At 62.6% G+C, this 18,645-nt stretch carries 17 protein-coding genes and 2 tRNA genes; 12 read left to right on the top strand and 7 right to left on the bottom strand.

What is annotated here, in order from left to right:
- Positions 1–30: 30 nt before the first annotated feature.
- From JSS27_16990 to JSS27_17015, 6 genes are all read right to left on the bottom strand, one after another.
- Positions 31–840 (bottom strand): signal peptidase, encoded by an 810-nt coding sequence (locus JSS27_16990; GenBank protein MBS0210642.1) that lies wholly within the window; start codon positions 838–840, stop codon positions 31–33.
- Positions 841–1,053: 213 nt separating this feature from the next.
- Positions 1,054–2,208, bottom strand: coding sequence for a hypothetical protein (locus tag JSS27_16995; GenBank protein ID MBS0210643.1), 1,155 nt, complete (start codon positions 2,206–2,208; stop codon positions 1,054–1,056).
- A 14-nt stretch (positions 2,209–2,222) separates the two neighbouring features.
- Positions 2,223–2,711: a DUF3299 domain-containing protein gene (locus tag JSS27_17000; protein ID MBS0210644.1), complete on the bottom strand. Its 489-nt coding sequence runs from the start codon at positions 2,709–2,711 to the stop codon at positions 2,223–2,225.
- 4 nt (positions 2,712–2,715) lie between these two features.
- Positions 2,716–3,378 (bottom strand): DUF3299 domain-containing protein, encoded by a 663-nt coding sequence (locus JSS27_17005; GenBank protein ID MBS0210645.1) that lies wholly within the window; start codon positions 3,376–3,378, stop codon positions 2,716–2,718.
- A 25-nt stretch (positions 3,379–3,403) separates the two neighbouring features.
- Complete coding sequence (locus JSS27_17010) at positions 3,404–4,879, bottom strand: HEAT repeat domain-containing protein (GenBank protein MBS0210646.1); 1,476 nt, start codon at positions 4,877–4,879, stop codon at positions 3,404–3,406.
- Positions 4,880–5,123: 244 nt separating this feature from the next.
- A tRNA-Arg gene (locus tag JSS27_17015) sits at positions 5,124–5,197 on the bottom strand.
- 235 nt (positions 5,198–5,432) lie between these two features.
- On the opposite strand from JSS27_17015, the gene JSS27_17020 reads away from it, so the two are divergent.
- The 9 genes from JSS27_17020 (at position 5,433) to JSS27_17060 (ending at position 14,251) form a co-directional block, all read left to right on the top strand.
- On the top strand, positions 5,433–5,981 hold the full coding sequence (locus tag JSS27_17020; protein MBS0210647.1) for a pilus assembly protein: 549 nt from the start codon (positions 5,433–5,435) through the stop codon (positions 5,979–5,981).
- A gap of 13 nt (positions 5,982–5,994) precedes the next feature.
- Positions 5,995–6,495 carry a pilus assembly protein gene (locus tag JSS27_17025; protein MBS0210648.1) on the top strand — a complete coding sequence of 167 codons (501 nt, stop codon included), beginning with the start codon at positions 5,995–5,997 and terminating at the stop codon, positions 6,493–6,495.
- Between the two features lie 55 nt (positions 6,496–6,550).
- Positions 6,551–9,025, top strand: coding sequence for a hypothetical protein (locus JSS27_17030; GenBank protein MBS0210649.1), 2,475 nt, complete (start codon positions 6,551–6,553; stop codon positions 9,023–9,025).
- 114 nt (positions 9,026–9,139) lie between these two features.
- On the top strand, positions 9,140–9,901 hold the full coding sequence (locus JSS27_17035; protein ID MBS0210650.1) for an ABC transporter ATP-binding protein: 762 nt from the start codon (positions 9,140–9,142) through the stop codon (positions 9,899–9,901).
- 32 nt (positions 9,902–9,933) lie between these two features.
- Positions 9,934–10,908: a transcriptional regulator gene (locus JSS27_17040; GenBank protein ID MBS0210651.1), complete on the top strand. Its 975-nt coding sequence runs from the start codon at positions 9,934–9,936 to the stop codon at positions 10,906–10,908.
- A gap of 358 nt (positions 10,909–11,266) precedes the next feature.
- A complete protein-coding gene (locus tag JSS27_17045; GenBank protein MBS0210652.1) occupies positions 11,267–12,088 on the top strand; it encodes a sugar phosphate isomerase/epimerase in 822 nt (273 codons plus the stop codon).
- A gap of 372 nt (positions 12,089–12,460) precedes the next feature.
- On the top strand, positions 12,461–13,807 hold the full coding sequence (locus JSS27_17050; GenBank protein ID MBS0210653.1) for a Gfo/Idh/MocA family oxidoreductase: 1,347 nt from the start codon (positions 12,461–12,463) through the stop codon (positions 13,805–13,807).
- Between the two features lie 137 nt (positions 13,808–13,944).
- A complete protein-coding gene (locus JSS27_17055; GenBank protein ID MBS0210654.1) occupies positions 13,945–14,106 on the top strand; it encodes a hypothetical protein in 162 nt (53 codons plus the stop codon).
- 61 nt (positions 14,107–14,167) lie between these two features.
- A tRNA-Leu gene (locus JSS27_17060) sits at positions 14,168–14,251 on the top strand.
- A 251-nt stretch (positions 14,252–14,502) separates the two neighbouring features.
- On the opposite strand, the gene JSS27_17065 is transcribed toward JSS27_17060, so the two are convergent.
- Positions 14,503–15,081 carry an inorganic diphosphatase gene (locus JSS27_17065; GenBank protein ID MBS0210655.1) on the bottom strand — a complete coding sequence of 193 codons (579 nt, stop codon included), beginning with the start codon at positions 15,079–15,081 and terminating at the stop codon, positions 14,503–14,505.
- 417 nt (positions 15,082–15,498) lie between these two features.
- On the opposite strand from JSS27_17065, the gene lnt reads away from it, so the two are divergent.
- The 3 genes from lnt (at position 15,499) to JSS27_17080 (ending at position 18,621) form a co-directional block, all read left to right on the top strand.
- Complete coding sequence (gene lnt, locus JSS27_17070) at positions 15,499–17,244, top strand: apolipoprotein N-acyltransferase (protein MBS0210656.1); 1,746 nt, start codon at positions 15,499–15,501, stop codon at positions 17,242–17,244.
- Positions 17,245–17,531: 287 nt separating this feature from the next.
- The gene (locus JSS27_17075) at positions 17,532–18,365 is read left to right on the top strand and encodes a hypothetical protein (GenBank protein MBS0210657.1); all 834 of its coding nucleotides are present in this window, start codon (positions 17,532–17,534) and stop codon (positions 18,363–18,365) included.
- Positions 18,343–18,621, top strand: coding sequence for a hypothetical protein (locus JSS27_17080; protein MBS0210658.1), 279 nt, complete (start codon positions 18,343–18,345; stop codon positions 18,619–18,621). The genes JSS27_17075 and JSS27_17080 overlap by 23 nt, the downstream gene beginning before the upstream one ends.
- Positions 18,622–18,645: the final 24 nt, after the last annotated feature.

Consider the following 18,645-nt stretch of genomic DNA (forward strand, 5'->3'; position numbering starts at 1 on the left):
GGAAGGGGGCAACCTCGACGCGCGTGGCGACTACCGCCCCAGCACCGTCAACACGTCGGTCGAGGGGATCAGCATCCGGCGGTGATCTTCCATTTCGACCAGCAGTTGGCTGGCCAGGATTTCGTGGGCGATGACCCGGCCGCGCCCTTGCGACGTGACCACGTTCACGCCGACCGGCGGCAACTGCTTCTGCAAATCTTCGTAGGTGTCGTACTCATAACGCAAACAGCACTTCAACCGGCCGCAGCGTCCCGAGATCTTGGTCGGGTCGAGCGTGGCCTTCTGCAGCTTGGCCATCTTCATCGAGACCGGCGGCATCTCGTTCAGGTGCGTGTTGCAACAAACCGGCTTGCCGCAATCGCCATAATCGGCCAGCAGCTTGGCCTCGTCGCGGACGCCGATCTGGCGCATCTCGACCCGGGTCTGAAACTCGCTGGCCAGCACTTTGACCAGCTCACGAAAATCGATGCGGTTCTCGGACAGGTAATAGACCACGATCCGCTCGCCGCCGAAGATGTGCTCGACGTCGACCACTTCCATCGGCAGATTCAGTTCCTTAACCTTCAGTTGGCAGGTTTTGTGGTGAGCGGCGGCTTGCTCGTCGAGCCGGGCCGCGTCGCGCAGATCGTCGGCCGTCATGGTCCGCACGACGTGCCCGCGACGGGGATCGCTGATCTGGGCCATCGCCTGGTCGGTGGCCTCGCACAGCACCTCGCCGGCTTCGAGCCCGCGGTCGGTGCGGGCGATCACCTGCATGCCGCGGCGCAGGGTTTCCCCCTGGCCGGTGCTGAAGACCCCCAGCGATCGCATGGCGCCGCAACGGACAACGTATCGTGGCATCTCGACAAACGACCTGGTCGGTCGTGCTAGCTTGGAGAATCGGAAAGCCGGCAGTATACAGCGCCGTTCAGGCAAGCTCCACCAGGAAACGACGTGGGGGTGTGGGGGAGTAGAGGGGTGGGGGAGTGAAGAACGCTTGCGGTTTAGCCGCAGGGCCATAGGCCCGCGCGCCCTGATTCATCATTCATCACTCCGCACTCATCACTTCCTTTGTCATTCAGGCTTGTTTCGCCCCAGCGCCTGCCGGGCGGCGGCTTCGACTTTGGCCGCGCGCTGGGGGTCGCGCGCGCGCCATGCGTTCAATCGCCGATTGGCTTCCTCGTTGTCGCAGGCCAAGAGGTACGCCACGGACGTGCGCTCGATGTCGGGCTCGACCGGCTGATCCTTCGCCAGCCAACTGGCCACGCGCGGCAACGCTTCCCAAGCTCGCCAGCGTGCCAGGTCGGTGATCACCGGCACGGCGAACTGTGCGCGCTCGGCCAGCGGGGCGATGGCCGCGGCCAATCGCGCCGGCGGAATGTCGCGACCATACTCGCGATAGAACCGAACCGCGGTCAGCAAGTGAAACACGTCGCCGGCACGCGCGTCGGCGGCGACGTAGCGAGCGGCCAACTGATCCAAGCCGCGCTGGCCTGTCAGCAGCAGATACCCGGCCAGCGCGCCATCGAAGCCGGCGCGAAAGTCGCTGGCCGGCGCGTCGATCAGCCGCTTGAGCAACGCTTCGTTCTCGGCCCGGGTCGCGGCATCGCGCGCCAGGCCGAGCGCCATGGCGTAAAAGCCGCGCCGATCTTCCGGCACGCTGGCGTCGACCAGCCAGGCGCGCAGGGAACCCATCGGCAGCCGATCGGCCAACTGGGCCACGTCGTTGAACGAGGCCCGGCCGAATTGGCGATACACATCGTCGGCAACCGTCGGCGATGGCGCTTCCAAGTAGCGCAGATAGTAAGCGAGTTGTTCCGCCGCCGGCCGCCGCAGCTCGGGGGCTTTGAGAAAGTAAACGGCCGAGCGCTCGTCGACGCCGATCGTCGACAGCCAGGCCGCGCCGGGCCAGGTCTGATTGCCCGTGGCTGGTGCGTCAGTGGCGTCGGCTGGTGGCTCGTCGAATACGATCACCAGCGCGCCGGTTTTCAAGTTGCTCGCTGCCGGCAAGGAAAACGACTTGCGGTTACCGACCAAGGGCGCGCCTTTGAAAACTTGTAACACGCTTACCGCTCGCCGATTCTCCTCGGCCGCAACTTCGCCATAGATCACGACCCGGGCGGCGTCACGCTGCTCGGCCCAGGTGGGCCCCGGCGCGGTGCAAAACGGACACGCCTGTGCGACCGATGCGGTCACCAGCGCGAGCAGCAGAAAGACAGAGCGCGGCATGTGCCACCCGAGGGCTATTGCACCGCTTCGGCGTCGAGATGGAACACGGCCCGCACGACTCCATCAACAGGATCGAGCAACTCGCGAATCTGGAACATTCCTTCGACGGCGATGGGGCGAAGCGAATAGCTGGTCGACTTGCCCCCTTTCATTTCCACGGTCATGCAGTCGTACAAAGCCGCGCCGGGACCGAAGCAGCATTCCATGTTGTCGCGGACCAGGATGAACTGGGTGATGCCGTCTTGGGTCATGGTGGGGAGCATGTAACCGCGGATTTTCACGCGCCGGCCGACGAGCTTTTCGATCTCGGGCGTAATCATCTCGCGCTTGAACGCGTCGGTCTTTTCCATGGGGAACTTGACCGTGTCGAACGTGATGCTCTTGGTTGGCGTCGTCTCGGCGGCGCGAACTCGCGGCTCCGGCAAACCGCCGCCGGTCGCCACCAGAGCGAAGATCACCGTCAACACGAGTAAGCGCGCGAGGTAGTTCATCATCGATGGCAAGGTGTCAAGGAATCCAATCCGCGTCCAGCCGGTAGACCGGCCGCTGTCCCGCTGCGGCGCCCGCCGGAGTGTCGACGTGGAACGTGCCGGCCAGGGCGATCGGTCGCGTGGTAAAACTCATCCGCAAGCCGTCCTTCATCGTCACATCGACCACGTGCGTCAGCGGCGGATTGGCCCCAAAGCAGCAGTCATCGTTGTTCCGAACGAGCAGGAACTGGTGGATATCATCGGACTGGCTGCCCGGGTACATGTACCCTTTCATGAACACGCGCTGTCCTTCGGCCTGAAATGCGGCCTCGGGGATCAGTTGGTTGGCGTCGGCTTCCAACTCACCGAACGTCAGGCGGCGATAGCCATCGGGCACTTCGGCAGCACTTTGCCAGGTCAAGAGCGACCAGCCGCCGAGCCAGAACGCCACGCCCAGCGCGACGCCGATGTTGGCCAACTGCTTGCCGGCCAGTTCACCGTCGCGAGCCGCAATCTGCCGCCAAGCCAACATGCCGCACAACACCGCGGCGAGCGGCACGACGAACAGCGACAAGTCGAACAGTGCCACGACCGACAACAGGCCGAGACCCAGGCTGACCACCGACAGGGTACACAGCGGCCGGTATTCCGTGGCCCGCTCGAGCGATCGGCCGACAGCGCTGGTGGTGGTCGAACTCATGAAACAATGCGGCGGGGTAACGAGGTTACGCGCGGGGTTGGCCGCCGTTGAGGGTGATGAACATCGTGGCGAACAAGGCCGCGCCGATGCCGCCGGCGTAGGTCAGAACCTTCGTTGCTGGCGAACCCTGCTCGACATGAATCTCGGTCGGCGCGCCCAATGGCCCGGCGGGCGTGACGTTGGTTTGCTTCTTGTTCTCCGTTTCGGCGGGCTTCGCTGGCTCGGCGCTTTCCGATTTCTTCTCCGCCGTTGCGGCGGGCTTGTTAGTACTCGCGTCCTTGGCATCTTCCTTGGGGCGCTGCGCACCGGCGGGGGGAGTGGCCGCGCCCAGCGGGAAGAAGCCGCTCGAGTTCGCGCGGCGAACCGCGTCGGGATCGATCTTAGCCAGCTCTTCGATCTTGGCCTTGGCCTCGGGCAACGGGCACTTCTGCAAGTAGTTGATCACCGGCACACGGACCCAGGAGTTCGAGTCGTTGGCGTCCTTGAACAACTTGGCTACGTCGTCGATGACCGTCCAATCTTCCCAGCGGGCCAGATCGGCAATCACCAGATCGGCCAGTTGCGGCCTGGCCAGGATCAACCGCATCGACTGCGACAACCGCTGCCGGGGCACGACGGTCGTCTCTTGACCCAAAAACCTGAGCGCCATGATCGCCGAGTAAGTGTCGGTGTATTCGGCTTTGGCATTAGCCAGGAACAACTCGTCGATCAGGGGCAATCCCTCGGCCCCGTGCAGGGTGATGTAGCAAGCAGCCATCGCGTCGAGCGATTTGCGGTAGTTGCGATCGTCGCTGCGTATCATTCGCTCGAGCGTCGAGACATCTTCCGGCTGGCCGCACACGCCCAGCATCGTCAGGTAGAGCCGGCGGCGGCTGGTCGAGGTCTCGGGATTCTCAATCCAGGTCAGCAACTTCTTGCGGTTCATCCGGTCCTTGAGCCCTTGCACGTCGGCATAGGGTGCCCGGGCGAATTCGTCGAACGCATCACTCGACAACAGGGCCTCGTTGTCTTCCAGGTAATCTTGGAAGAACGCCAACCGGTCGGCGCCACCTTCGGGGAGTTTTGGCAAGCGCGAGACATATTCCACGCCGCGCGGCGTCAACGGCACCGGCGTGTTCCAAACCAGGTCGGCTGGATCCTGGCCAATCAGCAGAAACGTCGCCCCTGGTTCGCGCTCGGCAAAGAACAACGTCTCGACCGTCTTCTTGCCAGCGAGCAGCTTTTCGCCGAGCAGGACTTTGACGATTTCAAACTGCGAGCGCTTGTCAGTCAGGTTTTCCTGAGGGGCCGCAGCGGGCTTGGCCGGTTCGGCCGCCGCGGCAGGGGTCGAACCGACATAGCGAGCGATGACGACGGCGGCGGCGCCTTTGATCTCTTCGCTGAGGGTTTGCGATTGCGCGCTGCAGAACGGGCAGGCCGCCAGCCGGCTGCCGACCAGGCCGTCAACGCAACCCAGGATTGCCACGACAGCGACCAGCTTGGAAAGTGCGGAACGGGTCATAGTTCAACTCACCAGCGACAAAACAAAAGGGAGTCCATCGGGCCAGTTCCCAAGGGCCTGCGCAGGTAGCCCCCCGGCGGGCCAGCGGCCTGATAGAAGATTGTACGCTATCCGGGCCTGAAGACGACAAGCCGTAATGGTCGCCCCAGGAGGGGCCGGGGGGGCGAATGGCGGCACGTCGCCAAGTTTTGACGGGGCAATGGTTTGAAACGGCCCGGCTGGGCCATCGGCGGGGGGGTAAGAGCGCGCTCGGAGGGATTCGAACCCCCAACCCTCGGTTCCGAAGACCGATGCGCTATCCGGTTGCGCCACGAGCGCTCTTAGTGAATCGACTGGCATGATACGGCCGCGCGGGCCCCGATTCAACGGCGCTAGCGGCCCCAGCCGGCACACCCGGCGCGGTCGGTATCGGTCGTAACGCCCCTGTCGGTCGACGGCGCTGGGCTTCTTTTGACGCCGGGCCGGTTGTGACCTAGGGTTCCGATGGACGGTTTACTTGGTACGCCACTTGTCCTCGATCTCACGAACGAACGTCCCGCGAGGCTTGCGGTACATGCCTGCTGTCGATCCAGTGATTCGCGGTTCTCAGCTCAGCCGACGCCCGGCGCGTCGCCGCGCGGGCGCGCGGCGTGGCTTGGCCGCCGTCGAGGCGGCGTTCGTGATGCCGTTTCTGGTAATGTTGATGCTCGGCGTGTGGGAAGTGGGCCGGATGGTCGAAGTGAACCAGATTTTGACCAATGCCGTGCGCGAAGGGGCCCGGGTGGCCGCCGGCGGCACGACGAACAACATTCCCGTCACGGTCTCGATGGTGCAGGCCCAAGTCCAGAACTACATGACCGCGGCGGGGCTTCCCTCGGCCGCGGTGACCGGCAGCACCGTGACCCTGACCAACCTGAGCTCCAACACCTGGACCGATCCGAGCGACGCTTCGCCGCTCGATCAGTACCAGGTCGCCGTCACCATTCCGTCAGGCTCGGCGTTCAACAGCCTGCGCTGGGCGCTGACGTCGAGCATCACCGGCATGACCTCGTTGACGGTATCGACCAAGTGGTACTCGGCGAACGACTCGAAACTGACCGTCAGCACGACGCTGCCTTACTAGTATTCCGACGCACATGCTCCACGCCCCGACCAACTTGGAAGTCAGCCCCCGACGCCAGCGCGGCCAGGCCGGCCGTCGTCGCGGCGGCACGTTGGTCGAGTCGGCGATTGTGTTGTCGATGGTGCTGATGTTCCTGCTGGGGATCATGGAATATGGCCGGTACTTGATGACCCTGCACATGTTCAACAACGCTGCCCGCGAGGGTTGCCGTTACGCGATTACGCATATTTCGTCGGTGACCATCGCCGGAACGACCTATGGCAACACGACCACCGACGTGACGAACAAGATCACCTCGTTTTTGGCCGGCCAGACGCTGTCGAGCCAGTCGATTCAGGTCTATGCCTCGGACTCACTGGGGAACAACGTGGGGACGTGGACCAGCGCCACGGCCGGACAGTCGGTTTGCGTGAAGATTACCGGCAACTACCAGGTTGCCGTGATGTCCTTGATCGGTTTGCCATCGACGTTGCCGGTGACCGCGCAATGCGTGATGGACATTGAAGGGAGCTGATGGCGCGTTTCGTCGGACCCACGAGACGCGCCCGGCAATTAGCGAGAGTAACACCATGAGCAAACGAAAACTGCCCAGGAAGTCGCGAGCCGGAGCGGTGTTGGTGCTGGTGGCGGTGGCGTTGATTCCCTTGATCGCTTGCGTGGCGCTGGCGATCGACTTGGGAATGTTGCTGGCCGCGCGGACCCAGGTGGCCGACGCCGCCGACGCGGCGGCGATGGCCGGCGCTCGCGCGCTAAATGGCGTCTCGACTACCAGCAACAACTACTCGGCGGTGCTGCCCACTGCCCAGGCGGTGGCCAACCTGAATTCGGTGCTCGGCGCCACGGTCAGCACGTCGCAAGTCTCGGTCAACATCGGCCGCTACACCTACAACACGTCAACCCAGCAATTCGAAGGGCAGTTCCCTGGTCCTTCGACCGAAAACTACAGCTTGGTGCAAGCCACGGTCAGCGTGCCGGTCAGCGCCCAGTTGGCGTTTGCCAAGATTTTCAACTTCTCGGCGCCGAACATTCAGGCCACCGCCACGGCGGTCCACCGCCCGCGCGACGTGGCGATCATTCTCGACTTCTCGGGCTCGATGCGGTTTGCCAGCCTGAGCGGCGGAATGTGGGACGGCACGAATTATTCGACGAACAGCCCCGACACCGTGGTGCCGGATTTCGGCCATTACAGCGGTCAAAGCAGCCGGATGGTTGCGACCTCGTTCACCACGCCGTATGACGCGGCGAACACCACGGCAACGACCAGCGACGGTCGGCCGCCGATCGTCACCGATTTCTATCAAGACACCAACGGCACGGTCGCCTGGACCGCGGCGCCGTCGTCTTATGCCACCACCCCAGCCGGCGATGCGCCATTGAAATCAAATTACAACGGCGGGGCGAGCTATGCCCAGACCGTTGGCCAATTGCTGAATATCAACAATCCCGGCAACAGCACCTATAACCTGTTGTTCGAGACGTTGGGCTATACCAACGCCGGCGGCAATCTGTTGGCCGCGGGCTATACGCAAGGGCCGGCCTATTGGGGCAAGACGTTCTTTCTCTGGCCGCCGAATCCGATCAACGATTGGCGCAAGGTCTATTTCACCTACCCCAGCAGCGCCACCGGCATGGACGATAACTCGAAGCTCTGGGATAGCTCGGGTAATTGGAGGACGCCGGGCAACAGCACCTACGCGATCAATTACACGGCGATCTTGAACTTCATCAAGAACATCGGGCCCAGCGTGTTTCCCAACTCGCTCTGCTCGGGTCGGATGCAGTATTACAGCTCGATTCCCTCGTCGATCACTTTGAACGGCACTTATCCGACCGACCTAAACCAACGGTTTTGGAAGGACTATATCGACTATTGCTTGGGCGTGGTCGACAACGGCGGACAGAATTACCAGGTGATCAGTAACGGCAGCACCGGGTTGACGGGTTTTGGCCCGGACTTCACCTGGGGCACGGTCAAGATCACCGCCAAGAGCTCACTTTCGGGGTCGCCCAAGCCCTACATGCACTACGCCGACAACCCCAAGCGACCGATCACCAAGTTCTGGTTCGGGCCGGAGTCGATGGTCGACTTTCTAGGGAACTTCAACCTGGGCTATACGACCGACGACGGGCGGTTCTTCTGGTGGCCGGGCACGTGCCACGAGTCGCCGATGTACGCCTGCAAGCTGGGCATCCGCGCCGCCTTGACGGACATTCAGACGAATCATCCCAATGACAGCGTCTCGCTGATTTTTTTCAGCACGCCGCAAACCAGCAGCAGCGACGCCAATTCGCGGTTCAACCGTGTCCGCGTGCCGCTGGGGCGCAGCTACCAGAACATGCTCGACTCGCTCTGGTATCCGCCGGCGACGGTGCTGGGCTCGACGACCACCGTCTCGCCCTACGACGCCGCCAATAACGAAGTGCCGCGCGCCTGGGGCGGGACGTGTTACGTCTATCCGTTGATGCTGGCCTATAACCAGTTCAGCGGCAACACCGGTCTACAGACCTATAACTCGACGTATGCCAAGGGTGACGCCGGCGGCAACGGTCGTAAAGGAGCCCAGAAGCTGATCATCTTCGAGACCGACGGCGCGCCAAACACGAGTGCTCAGGCCAACCTGGTCAACAGTGGCGCGTACAACTCGTACTATCAGGTGCGCTACAATAGCGCTAGCCCCGGCTCGAGCGATTTCCCCTACAACGTCTGGGGCTACAGCGACCTATCGTCGTCGGTGACGACCCAGATCACGTCGATGTGCAAGCAGCTCGTCGCGGCCGATACCGCCAGCCCACCGGGTTATTCCAACGGCAACAAGCTGGTCAAGATCCACTGCATCGGCTTCGGCCCAGTCTTCTCGCCCAGCAGCAGCACGGCCAGCGCTGCGACCTCGTTCTTGAACCAGATGCAAACCATCGGCAACGTCACCGATGGCATGCCGAGTTACAAGATCATTTACGGTACGCAAAGCACCGTCGTGTCGAATCTGCAGACCGCGTTCCAGAAGATCATGGCCGACGGTATCCAGGTGACCCTAATCCAATAAACCGCAACCAACGCGGCGCACGTGTCGCTTTGGGGCACGTGCGTCGCTTGCTTTTACCTGCCCGCAGTCCGCTCCCGCCTGTTACGAATCCCCCCTCGCATTTCGAGTCCTGCCATGAAGGCCGCGCCGGTTGCCCGGTTTGTCGACGTTTTGAAAGTCTATCGCCAGGGCCTCTGGCCGCGCCGACAGATCGCCGCCCTCGGCAGCGTCAGCGTGGAAGTCCCGGCCGGCAGCGTATTTGGACTGGTCGGTCCCAACCGTGCTGGCAAGACAACCCTGGTCAAGATTCTGCTCTCGCTCACTCGCGCCACCTCGGGCGTGGCCGAGCGCTTGGGCCATTCGGTCGCCTGCCGGCGCACGCTGGCCGCAGTCGGCTATGTCCACGAAAGCCAGGCCTTCTCGGCCTACTGGTCGGCGCTGTCGTTGCTCGATTTTTACGGCGCGCTCGGCAAGCTGACCACGCTGGAACGCCAGGTGCGCGTGCCCGAACTGCTCGAACGCGTCGGCCTCGACGATCGTGCCAACGAGCCGATCGGCAACTTCAGCAAAGGGATGCTCCAGCGCTTGGCCCTGGCCCAGGCGTTGTTGAACGACCCCGAATTGCTCGTCCTCGACGAACCGGCCGAAGGGCTCGACCTGACCGCCCGCCGCATGTTCCACGATGTGATCAACGAGCGAAAGCGTCGCGGGCTGAGCGTCTTGCTGGTCTCGCACAGTCTGGCTGACGTCGAGCGATGTTGCGACCACGTGGCCGTGCTTCGCGATGGTCAAATTGTTTACAGCGGCGATCTGGCCAGCTTGCCGACCGCTTCGGCGACGAGCGATCGTCCGCTCGAAGAAGTCTTGGCGCCCCTCTATGAAGGAGCCTGCGCGTGAACAGCACCTACTTCACCTCGACCCTGGGCTGGATGATTCGCGACACGTTTCGCCAGTCGCGGGCCACGGGCCTGTTCTGGATTGTGCTGGCCGTCAGCGTGCTCTGCATTCTGGTTTGCGCCAGCGCTTCGATTGACGGCAACGTCAGCTTGAAACAGGGAGGGGACACGCCCGAGTTCCTGCCCCGTCACGATGTTGACGCCAACGAGAAGAAGGTTCAAGGCGAGGGAGTGGCGATCGTGGCCGGCCAGTTCAAGTTGGGCTTCGGCGCCTTGACCGTTCCGCTGGCCCGCGACGCGCGGCATGCCGTTCACGCATTCCAGTTGCTGTTGGCCGCGGGCGTGGCCGACACGCTGGGCTTGCTGCTCACGCTGGTGTGGACCGCGGGCTTCTTGCCGGCGTTTCTCGATCGTCGACACGTAGCGGTCTTGTTGGCCAAGCCAGCGCCGCGCTGGTGGCTGCTCATTGGTAAATATGTCGGCGTGCTGACGTTCGTCACGGTTCAGTCGACCGTGTTCGTCGGCGGCACTTGGGTGGCCTTGGGGCTGCGGACTGGCATCTGGGACGCTGGCTACTGGCTCTGCGTGCCGGTGTTGCTGCTGCACTTCGCGATCTTCTTCAGCTTCTCGCTGCTGTTGGCGGTCTGTCTGCGCAGCACGGTCGTCTGTGTGTTTGGCTCGATCGCCTTTTGGATGCTCTGCTGGGGGATCAACTACGGCCGGCACATGGTCGCGCTGGCCGCCCACGTGGCCCCCGAGTCGTCGGTGACGCGACAGCTCACCTGGCTGGCCGATGCCAGCTATTGGCTGATGCCCAAGCCGGCTGACTTGAGCATGGTCCTGTTCAATGCGCTCGACGCGGCCCAGTTCTATCACCAGCCGTTCGATCCGGCGGCCCTGTCGCAAGTCGGGTTCTTCTCGATCGCGGCTTCGGTCGCGACCTCGGTCGTGGCGACGGCGTACTTTCTGATCGCCGCCTCGCGCCAATGGAGCACCGCCGACTATTAATCGGCCGCGACGCTCGAACAATCAAGCAACTATACAAGCCCGGAGATCCCACCCCCTGGGTTTTTTCTTGCGCAGCGATTCAGCAAAGGATTTGAACCGCAAAGACGCAAAGGGCGCAAAGAAAATCCGGGGAAGTTAAACGCAGAGAACGCAGAGGATCGCAGAGTTGTTGTTTTAAGCTCTTTTCTCTGCGTTGCTCAGCGTCCCCTGCGATTCCATTCTGCTTGTCTTTCCTTTGCGATCTTTGCGTCTTTGCGGTTCAAATTCCTTGGGCACAATCGCAAGCCGCGCGCCACTCGGTATACTGCCGAGTGCTCCCGCTAGACTCTAGCCCCTCGTCCCTAGCCCCTCTTTCCCCATGCAACTCGGTCTCATCAACTCGGCCTGGGTTCAGACCGGCCAGCCCGTCGAGTTCGGCCTGCGCAAGACGAAAGAACTCGGCTTCGATTGCATCGACATCTTTGTCGACCCACTGGAGCTCGACGTCCGCGAGCGGCGGTTGATCGCCCGCGAGTGTCGCCGGCTCGAGCTGCCGATCGTCTCGCTGCCGTGCGTCGCCTTGGGCCTGATCGATCCGTTCGGCGCGGTGCGACGGTTTCACGAGCAGCGCGTGGCGGCTTACTTGGATCTGGCCTACGAGTACGAAGCGAAGAACCTGTTGCTCGTCCTGGGTGAGTACGTCTGGAATCGGGAAGTCATTCCGGCGACTGAGCAATGGCAATGGGGTGTCGGGGCGTTACAGCGCCTGGGCCATCGGGCGAGCGAACTAGGACTGGAGATCGTGCTCGAACTCGAACCGTTCCACAACTCGCTATTGAACAACATCGACCGGATGAAGCAGTTCCTCGACGACGTGGCCGTGCCGAGTGTGAAAGCCAACATCGACGTCTCGCATCTGGTCCTGTCAAAGTGCGCACCGGAAGAATTGCGCAAGCTGCGCGGCCGCGCCGGGCATGTCCACTTGTCCGACTGCGATGGCCGCATGCACGGCGACCTGCCCCCGGGGCGCGGCGTGGTGCCGTTCGAGCCCTACCTTCGCGAGATCAAAGCACTCGACATCAACGGCGCGATTTCCATCGAACTCGAATACGCACCGCAACCTGACAAGATCGTCGAGTGGGTTGCCGAGGCATATCGCGAGACCGACAAGCTGATGCAGGCCGTCGGTCTCCGCGGCTAGCTTTCTCTCGGAAGAAATACCAACCACGACGACACAACGGCACGACGGGGAGGATTCACCACGGAGGCACAGAGGACACAGAGAAGGAAATGATGAATGCGGAGTGATGCGTGATGAGATGAATCGAGGGCAAGGCGCGCGGGCCTATGGCCCTGCGGCTAAACGGAAACACCCAATTCCCCTCACGACTCTCTCAAGTTCTTTTCCCTTCTATTCTGACTCCTCCGTGTCTTCCTCTGTGCCCTCTGCGTCTCCGTGGTAAATCCACGGTCTTTCGTCATTTCCCAAAAGCTGGCTTCGCCCCTTGGCGAGCATTACAATCAAAGACTTGCCTGCCAAACGAATCGCCCGCCGCCATTTGAGGAGCTTCGTATGTCGTCCCCCACGAACCAGTCCGGCCGTCTTCCTTCGCGACGTGCGTTCCTGCAAACGTCAGGGCAACTGCTTGCCGCCGGCGCGGCCATCGGCACACTGGCCGTACCGCGTGCGGTTCACGCCGCCGGTAGCGACACGCTGAAGGTCGGCCTGGTCGGTTGCGGCGGCCGCGGCACCGGCGCCGCCAGCCAGGCCCTGCAGGCCGACCTGAACGTGCAACTGACGGCGATGGGTGACGCCTTCGCCGACAAGCTCCAGTCGAGTCTCAAGAACTTGCGCGACGCGCACCCCGAGAAAGTGAAAGTCGACGACGAGCATTGCTTCGTCGGCTTTGACGCTTACCAGAAAGTCATCGACAGCGGGGTCGACGTGGTGCTGTTGTGTACGCCGCCCCACTTCCGGCCGGTGCAGATCGAAGCCGCCGTCAAAGCCGGCAAGCACATCTTTGCCGAGAAGCCGGTCGCGGTCGACGCGCCGGGCGTGCGCCGCGTGCTGGCCGCCTGTGAAGAAGCCAAGCGGAAGAATCTGTCGGTCGTGTCGGGCCTTTGCTGGCGCTATGACGCCGCCAAACGCGAAGCGATCGAACGAATCCACAACGGTGACATCGGCCGCGTCGTCGCCATGCAGGTCAGCTACGACACAGGCAGCCTGTGGATGCATCCGCGCAAGCCCGAGTGGAGCGACATGGAATGGCAGATGCGCAACTGGCTCTACTTCACGTGGCTGTCCGGCGACCATAACAACGAACAGCACGTTCACAGCTTGGACAAAGCCGCCTGGGTCATGCACGACGAGCCGCCGGTTCGTTGCATTGGCATCGGCGGTCGCCAGGTCCGCACCGGTCCCGAGTACGGCAACATCTTCGACCACCACGCCGTGCGCTACGAGTACGCCAACGGCGTCCAGTTGTTCGCGTACTGTCGGCAACAGCCCGGTTGTGCCAACGATGTGTCGGACACGATCATGGGAAGCGAAGGGACCGCCACGCTGCTGCCCAAGGATTCGATCGAAGGAAAAGTCTCGTGGCGGTTCCGTGGTCCCAAGCCGAACATGTACCAGGTCGAGCACAACGAATTGTTCGCCGGTATTCGCTCGTCCCAGCCGCGCAACGACGGGCGGTACATGTCGCTGAGCAGCATGCTGGCCATCATGGGTCGCATGGCCACTTACACCGGCCAGTTCGTCAGTTGGGACCAGGCGCTCTACTCGACCGAGGACCTGACCCCGGCCAAGTACGAATGGGGTCCGCTCGAAGTCGCCCCGGTGGCGGTCCCCGGCGTGACCAAGTTGGCGGTCGCGAACATCCCCAACCCCGCGCCCTCCGGTGCGAAGCAAAGCAGCTAAGGTTAGCTCGCTATCGCGGAAAGACTAGATTCGACCACGACGGCACGACGATCACGACGTCAGGCATCCTGAATTAACGTCGTGTCCGTCGTGCCGTCGTGGTCGAATTCATCTTTCCTTCTGCTGGCAGTGTCGCCATGTTCAAAAGCCAACGGCAGTTCCTCAAGGAAATGCTCGCGCTTGGTGTGATTGGCATCATTCCGGCTTTTCTTGGCGTGATCTTCATGCTTTGGTTGTGCGTGAAGTTGGTCGAATGGCTGTTCTTTGGCTTCAGCTCATCGGCAGGCCAATTCGGGTAAGGTCGGGTCGTTGAACTGAAGACCCGGTTGCGGGTATATTCGATCCTGGCCCCCCAATAGCGCGCGAGTGGCGAAATTGGCAGACGCACCAGCTTGAGGGGCTGGCGGTAGCAATACCATGCGGGTTCAACTCCCGCCTCGCGCATTTTCTTTCTTGTCCGGGCTCTGATTTGCCACGGAGACACGGAGTCACTGAGGGAAGCACGGAGCCCGGGCAATGAAGGACCAATGTCCAAATCCCAATGACCAATAAGGTCATGGCTCCTCAGCGATTCGTCTGCTCTTCCTTGGTCATTGAGATTTGGTCATTGGAACTTACCAGCAAGTCCCTCCCCCTCGGCCGTCTCCGTGTTGACCTCCGTGTCTCAGTGCCTCCGTGGCTAGTCTGGGTTTTCCTCACGGCGTGCCGGCGCGGCGGTCGGGGCCGCGGGCGACTTTGGCCTGGCTTTCGCGGAACCGCGCTACGGCTTTTCCCACCTCTTCCGTGGCGGCGCTGACGTCGTCCCAGCCTTGGGTCTCGATGTGAACCCCTTCCAACTGCTTGTAAGTTCCGAAGAAGTGCTCGACTTCGCGCAGGAAGTGTCCTTCGACGTCCTCCAGCTTCTGGTACTCGGCGAACAGCGGATCAAAGTGCGGCACGCCGAGAACTTTGTAGTCGTTCGCCCCGCGGTCGCGCATTCGGAACAGGCCCACGACCCGGGCTTCGATCAAGCAGCCGCTGAACGTCGGCTCGTTGACCATCACCAGGATGTCGAGCGCGTCGCCGTCCTCGGCCAGCGTCTGGGGAATGAAACCGTAGTCGCCGGGATAGTGGCTCGACGAGTATAGATAGCGATCCAGCCGCATCAGCCCGGTCGCTTTGTCGACTTCGAACTTGCTGCGCCGGCCCTTGGGAATCTCGACGATCGCATTCACCACGCCCGGCAGCTTGGTCCCCGGCGGCACGTTATTGAACGAAGGCTTGTAATCGAGCATCGACGGTCTCGCGGAAAATTGAGGGCTAGCGCCTGACGGAATGGTTTGCGAAAGCTGAGGCGACGCATCGGCCAAGGGTTGCCGCCCGATGACAGCAGCCGTCGCTCGCACACGCGCCTACTGGCGGATTATCCACACCCAATGGCCGAGCGGCTACCGCAAATCGTGCTAGCCCTGATTATTCGTCGGCGCGGGCCTGGGCCGGTTGCAAAACCTGCCGCGTAAGCCCCCGATGAGCGACCGGTTCGTGCTCTGTACGCCCGGTCGCGGGGCGTTGAGTCGCCGCAAACTCGTCTGGGCAAAGCGTTGCGAGCGTCGTAGGCTAACACGCGCGTCGGTCCCGTTTTGCCGGTTCCGTTTCACCAGTGAAACGCGCGGCCCGCGACACGTTTTCAACATGCTTGGCGTAGCGAGTCCATGCCCTCGGCCCTCAGTCCGACCGTCACCGTACCCGCGACGAACTCGGCTCGCCCGAGCGATCGCCGCGCGCCCCGCCCCGCCGGCGAACCGGCCGCCGCCGGGCTTGCCTTGTCGCCGCGAGCGACGGCGTTGCTGGGGCTGGCCACTGCCCTGTTGTGGGGGCTGGCCTTGCCGCCGGCGAATCTTTGGCCGCTGGGCTGGCTGGCACCGGCGCCCTTGTGTGTGCTGGCCCGCTATCCGCGGTTCACGAGTCGTCGGGGCTACTGGTATCTCTGGCTGGCCGGCTGTGCGTTTTGGTTGCCGATGTTGTATTGGCTCTGCCTGGCCCACTTCTCGGCGTCGTTTGGCTGGGTGCCGTTGTGTTTGTATCTGGCCGCGTACCTGCCCGCCTTTGTGGCGATTGCGCGGTTGGCGGTCCATCGATTGCGTTGGCCGTTGGTCGTGGCCGCGCCGGTCGTCTGGACCGGGTTGAACCTGGCCCAGGCGCACATCCTCAGTGGCTTCGACATGGCCAGCATCGCCCACACGCAGTACCGCTGGCTGCACCTGCTGCAATGCGTTGACCTGGCCGGCGAGTACGGCGTGGTGTTCGTGATGTTCGCGATGGGCGGCGCGCTGGCGTCATTGTTGCCGCTGGCGGGTTCGTCGCGCTGGAACTGGCGACCGCTGGTTCCGGCCACGATGTTGCTTGCGGCCGTGCTCGTCTATGGCGAGGTGCGCCTGCGCCAGGCTTCGACGCGCCCCGGCCCGACGATCACGCTGATCCAAGGGAACATCGACACCGAGTTGAAGTTCAGCGAAGGGGAAGAGCAGCGGGTCTACGACCATTACATGGCGCTGACGCGCCAGGCGTACACCGAGCGACCCAGCACCGACATGATCGTCTGGCCCGAGACGATGTTCCGCTATCCGTTGTATGAGATCGCGCCCAACGCCCAGCTCGAGCCGGGCGAAGGTCCGACCCTCGAAGCCTTGCAAGGGATGGCCGTCGGCCAACGGGGCGGCCTGGGGCAACTGGCCCAAATGTTCAACAGCACGCTGTTGCTGGGCATCGACACGGTGAGCTTCGGCGATCGAACCATCCGCCGCTACAACTCGGCCCTGCTGGTCGAGCGCGAAGGACAGCTCGCGGCCCGCTATGACAAGACCCACCCGGTCTTGTTCGGCGAATACATCCCGCTGGTCGACGTGTTCCCCTGGATCGAGCACCTCTCGCCGATGGGGCGGGGCATCGAGCATGGCACGCAGCCGTCGGTCGTGCCCCTGCGCTTTGCCCGCGGCAGCGACACGCCTCAGTCGGTCGGCATCTCGATCAACATCTGTTACGAGACGGTGCTGCCGCACGTGGTCCGCAACCTGGCGCGCCAGCAGGTCGCCCTCGGCCCGGCCGCCGGTCGCGAGCCGGAAGTGATCGTGAACCTGACGAACGATGGCTGGTTCTGGGGTTCGCACGAGCTGGACTTGCACATGATCTGCGGCGTGTTTCGCGCGGTCGAGCTGCGCAAGCCGTTCCTGGCCGCGGCCAACACCGGGTTCTCGGTTTGGATCGACGGCGACGGCGAGATTGTCCGTCAGGGCCCGCGGCACGACGTCGGCTGGATCGTGGCCGATGTGGAACTCGACAACCGGAGCAGCCTCTATTACCGGACTGGCGACTGGTTTGCCGGGTGCTGCTTGCTGGGGTGCGTGGGCATTCTGGTCGCTGCTGGCGTCAAGCGGCGCTTCGCTGGCGCGGCGGCGTAAGTCGCTATTTTCGCTGCGCTTACGTGCGGGCCGATGCCTCTGCGTCTTAACGACTTGTGGCGTCACATCGGCTGGTTTCTCTAAATGACCCAACTCGCCGATTTTGGCCATTCATTGTTGACTCTTAATCTTTAACGAAGCTATACTATCTAGGCTGTCTATTCGGTGTATCTCTAGTCATAGAACAAGTTTGAGTCGCTTCGACACGGCCACCTCGCAAGGTTCGGCTCTGTGTGCCTGGTGGCTCCTTCGTCGGCCGTTCGCATTGCTTTCGCAAGGTCGCACCTATGAATCTCGTCGGCAAGATTCTCGTCATCCTGATTTTCTTGATGAGCATCGCCTTCATGGCCTTCTCGTGTACGGTCTACTCGACGCACCGGAACTGGGCTGAGTTGATCAACAAGAAGGACACTGGCTACAAGGCGCGGCTCGACGCCGAGCAGAAGCGCAACCAGGATCTGCAACTGCAGTTGACCGCGCTGAACAACAAGGCCAACGAGTTGGAGGCGGCCCGGCGCCAGTCGCTGGCCAAGCTGGAAAGCGAACGTGACCAGTTGACCAAGGAGCGCGAGACCCTGTTGGCCAGCAACACCGAGTTGAACACCAAGAACGCTTCGCTGACAACCGAAGTCACCGGCAAGCTGGACGATGTGAAGACCAAGCTCGATCAGGTGGCCTCGCTGCGTGGAGACGTTGCCACGGCCCAGGCCGAGCGGGACGAGAACCTGAAGAAGTTCGTTGAGGAGCAAGACAAAGCGAATCAACAAGAGTTTGAAAAGCGCCGGCTCGAAGCCTTGAGCACCCGGTTGGCCGAGCAAGCGGCTAAAAGCCGGATTCTGTTGGATCGCGCTGGCATGAACCCCGACTCGCCGGTTGACGGCCAGCCGCCCTCGATCGACGGCGTGGTGTTGGCCTCGAATCGAGACTTGGTCGAGATTTCGCTCGGTTCCGACATGGGGCTGTCGCGTGGCAACCAGTTGGACGTGGCCCGCGGCGCCAAGTATGTCGGCCGGATTGAAGTGATCGAGACGCAGCCCGACCGGGCCGTCGGTCGCGTGTTGCCGACCTATCAGAAAGCCAAGATTCAGAAGGACGATCGTGTCTATACCCGACTCCAGTAACCAAGGCACGCCGCTGTTGAAGCGGTTCGATGTCTACACCGTGCTGCTGGGATTGTCGTTTCTGGCAATCATCGCCAGCATCGCGCTGTTGGCACTGGAGATGCAGCGCTACCAGTGGGACATCAAGGCTGTCAACACGTCGAACGTCGGGGCGGCGCTGCAATCGCCCCCCGTCAACACCACAGCCGCCAGCACTACGACTGTCAACGCACCGCAAGCCGTGGCCGATGGATCGGTCGCCGGTCTGAACAACTAGCTAGTCCTCTGTCAGTCTTAATAA

This window comes from Planctomycetota bacterium (assembly GCA_018242585.1).
Lineage (GTDB): Bacteria > Planctomycetota > Planctomycetia > Pirellulales > PNKZ01 > JAFEBQ01.